We start from the raw sequence: 3968 nt of genomic DNA on the forward strand, positions 1-3968 counted from the left end.
CCCACTTTCATGCCCAGCCGACCAGAAGATCACCCAACCGAGTCGGCAGACTCGAACTCACGATCACCAAGCTCGATAGAGCAACGGCTAGTGAGTACACCTCAGGTAGGAAGGATCAGGCATGGCGCCGATCGTCTTGGTCCATGGCATCGCGAAGGAACAGCACTCCGCCGATGACCTGGAGGATGAGTGGTTGCCCCGTCTGGCCGGGGGCGTCCGCAACGCCGGGCACCCGGCCCTGGCTGATCGCCTGTGGCCTCCACGTCCCGACATCGGGCGGCTGGCCCGCATGGCCTTCTACGGCAACCGATTCCTCTCCCCGGATCAGCAGGGCACCGATACCGGCCTCAGCGGCCAGCAGCTGCATCTGGCCGACGAGATCGCCCTCGAATGGCTTACCAACGCGCTGGACTCAACCCGGCCGAAAGATGCTGGCAACGCCCGAATCGAACTTCAAGCACTGCAGGGCGGCGGGGCCGATGCACAGGGATTTGGCCACGTGGTGGGCCGCGTCGTCGACGCGCTCGACCATCTCCCCTGGCTTAGCCAAGCCGGTCTGGCCGGCCTCGCCCGCGTCAACAGCACCTTGGGCCAGGTCGTGCGCTACCTCACTGAGCCGGACCTCCGCGCCTACGCCATCGACCAGGTCCGTCAACTCCTCGATGCCGACACCCGGGTCATCGTCAGCCATAGTCTCGGCTCGGTCGTGGCATATGAGGCCATTCGCACCTGTCAGCAGCCGATCCCGCTGCTGATCACTCTTGGCAGTCCCCTCGGGCTGAGCGTCGTCAACCGCCGGCTTCAGCACCCCCCGGCCTTTCCGTCTTGCTTGGCCCGTTGGGTCAATCTGGCCGACCGCGACGACATCGTCGCCGCCCGTCCACATCTGACCGCCGTGTTCGGCACCAACCGCCCACCTACAGCCCGATTCGACAGCACCTACACCGTCGACAACGGGGCCCGCCCTCATTGCGCCAACTTCTACCTCACCAAAACCACCATCGGTGCAGCCATCGCCGATGTGATGAACCCAAACTTGGCGGATAATGCCGGACCGCCGATGGGCGTCTCCGACTAGCCACTCAGGAAGTGCTAGCAGGCGACACCTCAACAGCGTGCCACCAGTCCCAAGCATCGACGACTAGACCGTCAGCCCCATACAGATCCGGCCGAGGCAAGGCCGAGCTGGCTGCATGTACAGCAATTGACCCGATGGCTAGCGCCCCTCAAAACACTGTGGGCCCTGCAAGTTCGCCCCGCAAGCACCCTCCAGAATCCCGGAACCCGTCGGCTTTCGGCGAGGATGACGGGGCAGGCGGCGGCGAGCGCGGTGACGACCTCGGCGTAGTGGTCGCCGGGGTGGTCGGCGACGAGGAGGCGGCGCAGGTCGATCCCGTAGCTGTCGGCCGCGGCGAGGCCGAGGTCGGGCAGGCCCACGGCGGCGGTCCAGGCGTAGTCGTCGGCGGTGGCGGGGCCGGCGGCGAGGGCGAGGAGCAGTCCGGGGTCGGTGACCTCGGTGATGGCCCCCTTGGCGAGATCTCCGTGCGGGAGCAGGGGCGCGAGCGGTCCCAGGACTGGCAGGACGGTGGCCTGGGCCTGTCGGGCGCGGGTGGCCGGGGACGTTTGTTCCAGTAGGGCGGCGAGCCGTTCCCTGCGGTCGGCGGGCGTGGGAGCAGGGGCGGGGGCGGGGCTCACGCGGTCTGCCCGAGGACGGTCGGGGCCGGCGCTGCGGCGGGTGTGCCGGGCTCGGCGTCGACGTCGGTGTCCGGGGCGGGCGCGGGCAGCGGGCGCAGGGTGGTTGCGTCGGCGATCACCCAGGCAGCCTGCTTGTCCTCGCCCCAGCGGGCGTGGGCGATCCAGGGGAGAGCGGGTCCGGGCCGGCGGCGGGCGGTGACCAGGACCGAGCGCCACGCGCCTTCCGTGCGCAGCCAGGCGAGTTTCCAGCAGCGGTCCGCCGGGCTAGTGCTGGGCGGGCCGGTGAGCTCGCCCGGCACGCGGACGGCGTCGCGCCAGGTGCCGAGGTGGGGGGCGGTTGTCGGGGCCGGGTCGTGGGGTTCGGGCACCGGGCGGATCCGGTCGTTGTCGAACATGAACCAGCCCCACGCTTCCTCCCCTGGAGTGGTGCCGTCCTCGCCCCAGGTGACGTGGACGACCCAGACGGGACTGCCTGGCGGGCGCCGCCAGACCGTGAGCATGGCAGGGCGCCACTGGCCGCCGAGCCGGATCTCCACCAGCCGCCACCGCCGCACGTCCTGGTAGGCGCCGGGCAGGGACATCAGTTCCCGCGGCGCCCGCTCGGCGTCGCCGGTCCGCTCCGACGGGCGGGCGGGACGGGAGAAGGGGACGGCGGAGGTCATAGACTTATTATTCGATTGTTTGTTCGAGTGATCAAACGTCAGCTGGCCTGCCTCCCCACCGGCGCGCTGTGCCGGATCGCGATAGATGTCGCCCGAGCAGGAAAAACTGTCATCAAGATCATTTCGGCAGCAAGCTCGACCTCGGGGTCTCCTGCCACGTTGAAGTTGGGGCCGGATGACAGCCGCCCCGGCCGCGCCGAGGCTCGGCACGCTCCGGCCATCCAGGCGTGCTCTACGGCACTCGCCGGATCACCATCGACTACCAGTTCCGCGGGCGGCCCCGGCGGCAGGTCGGCCTCACCGGCCCGTCGAGCGCCGGACAGTATCAGGTTCCGACCACAAAGGATGTCAGGAGTGACAAACCGGACACTCACTGTAACTGTGCTGTCTATGAAGAACACCGCCCCCTTCTGCGCGATTGTCCCGCCCCACATCCTCGACGCGCTCGCCCAATCCGAGGACCCACGCGCGTACGAACCCGCCCGGCGCACGCTGGAACACGACAGCATGTTGCGCACCCAGCGCCGCATCGCCTCAGCGAGTACGGCGGCGGACGCCCCCTCCGGAAGCCCTTCCGACAAGCCGCACCGCACCGTCTACGACGCCCGCATGCTGACCGCGACTCCCGGCACGAAGGTGCGCGCCGAAGGCGACCAACCGTCCAAGGACCAAACGGTCAACCGCGCCTACGCCGGAATCGGCGCGACCTTCGACTTCTACCTCAACGCGTACGGGCGGAAGTCGCTCAACGGCGCCGGCCTGCCGATCGACGCCACCGTTCACTACGGAGACCAGTACGGCAACGCGTTCTGGAACGGCCAGCAGATGGTCTTCGGCGACGGCTTCCCCGAGTACTTCCTCGACTTCACCATTCCGGTCGAGGTCATCGGCCACGAACTCACCCACGGCGTCATCCAGCACACCGCCAACCTGGAGTACTACGGGCAGGCCGGCGCGCTCAACGAGTCGCTCTCGGACGTCTTCGGCTCGCTGATCAAGCAGTACGCGCTCGGCCAGACCGCGGACCAGGCGGACTGGCTCATCGGCTCCGGACTGCTCGGCCCGGACGTCCACGGCACGGCGCTGCGTTCCCTCAAGGCCCCGGGCACGGCCTACGACGATCCCCAGATGGGCAAGGACCCCCAGCCGGCCACCATGGATGACTACGTGCGGACCAGCCGCGACAACGGCGGCGTGCACATCAACTCCGGCATCCCCAACCACGCCTTCTACCAGCTGGCCACCGCCCTCGGCGGCAACGCCTGGGAGCGGCCCGGTCGGATCTGGTACTCCACCCTGATCGGAGGCGAGCTCGCCGCCGACGCCGATTTTGCTCAGTTCGCGCGACTGACCCTTGCGAGCGCCCGGACCCTGTACGGGGATGCCGAGGAGACCTCGGCGCTCCTCAAGGCGTGGTCGATCGTCGGAATTCCCACCGTCTGAAAGAGCACCCGCTGCCCTCGGGCGGCGCGACCCAGGAGAGGCCGCTGGCAACGGCTGAGCGTTGCCCGCAGGCGAAGGGCGGCACCTCTGCTGGGGCCGTACTCCGACAGCGGCCCCGTCTGCGGCCCTGTAGCACGCGTCCGCGTGGCGGGCGGCCGGGGCCCCTGC

The 3968-nt window shown here is 69.1% G+C and carries 4 protein-coding genes; 2 read left to right on the plus strand and 2 right to left on the minus strand.

Annotated elements, in window-relative coordinates:
• Positions 1–121 precede the first annotated feature (121 nt).
• On the plus strand, positions 122–1078 hold the full coding sequence (locus ABZ885_RS37040; protein WP_360198956.1) for a hypothetical protein: 957 nt from the start codon (positions 122–124) through the stop codon (positions 1076–1078).
• 71 nt (positions 1079–1149) lie between these two features.
• On the opposite strand, the gene ABZ885_RS37045 is transcribed toward ABZ885_RS37040, so the two are convergent.
• On the minus strand, positions 1150–1695 hold the full coding sequence (locus tag ABZ885_RS37045) for a hypothetical protein (protein ID WP_360198958.1): 546 nt from the start codon (positions 1693–1695) through the stop codon (positions 1150–1152).
• Complete coding sequence (locus tag ABZ885_RS37050; RefSeq protein ID WP_360198960.1) at positions 1692–2357, minus strand: hypothetical protein; 666 nt, start codon at positions 2355–2357, stop codon at positions 1692–1694. The genes ABZ885_RS37045 and ABZ885_RS37050 overlap by 4 nt, the downstream gene beginning before the upstream one ends.
• A 390-nt stretch (positions 2358–2747) precedes the next feature.
• Here ABZ885_RS37050 and ABZ885_RS37055 point away from each other — a divergent pair, with 390 nt between their 5' ends.
• Complete coding sequence (locus tag ABZ885_RS37055) at positions 2748–3800, plus strand: M4 family metallopeptidase (RefSeq protein ID WP_360198962.1); 1053 nt, start codon at positions 2748–2750, stop codon at positions 3798–3800.
• Positions 3801–3968 lie beyond the last annotated feature (168 nt).

This window comes from Kitasatospora sp. NPDC047058, assembly GCF_040643935.1.
Classification (GTDB): domain Bacteria; phylum Actinomycetota; class Actinomycetes; order Streptomycetales; family Streptomycetaceae; genus Kitasatospora.

Bases quoted from the DNA above. Each gene is read 5' to 3' on its own strand.
- ABZ885_RS37040 (WP_360198956.1), top strand. From the start codon at position 122: ATGGCGCCGATCGTCTTGGTCCATGGCATCGCGAAGGAACAGCACTCC.
- ABZ885_RS37055 (WP_360198962.1), top strand. From the start codon at position 2,748: ATGAAGAACACCGCCCCCTTCTGCGCGATTGTCCCGCCCCACATCCTC.
- ABZ885_RS37050 (WP_360198960.1), bottom strand. From the start codon at position 2,357: ATGACCTCCGCCGTCCCCTTCTCCCGTCCCGCCCGCCCGTCGGAGCGG.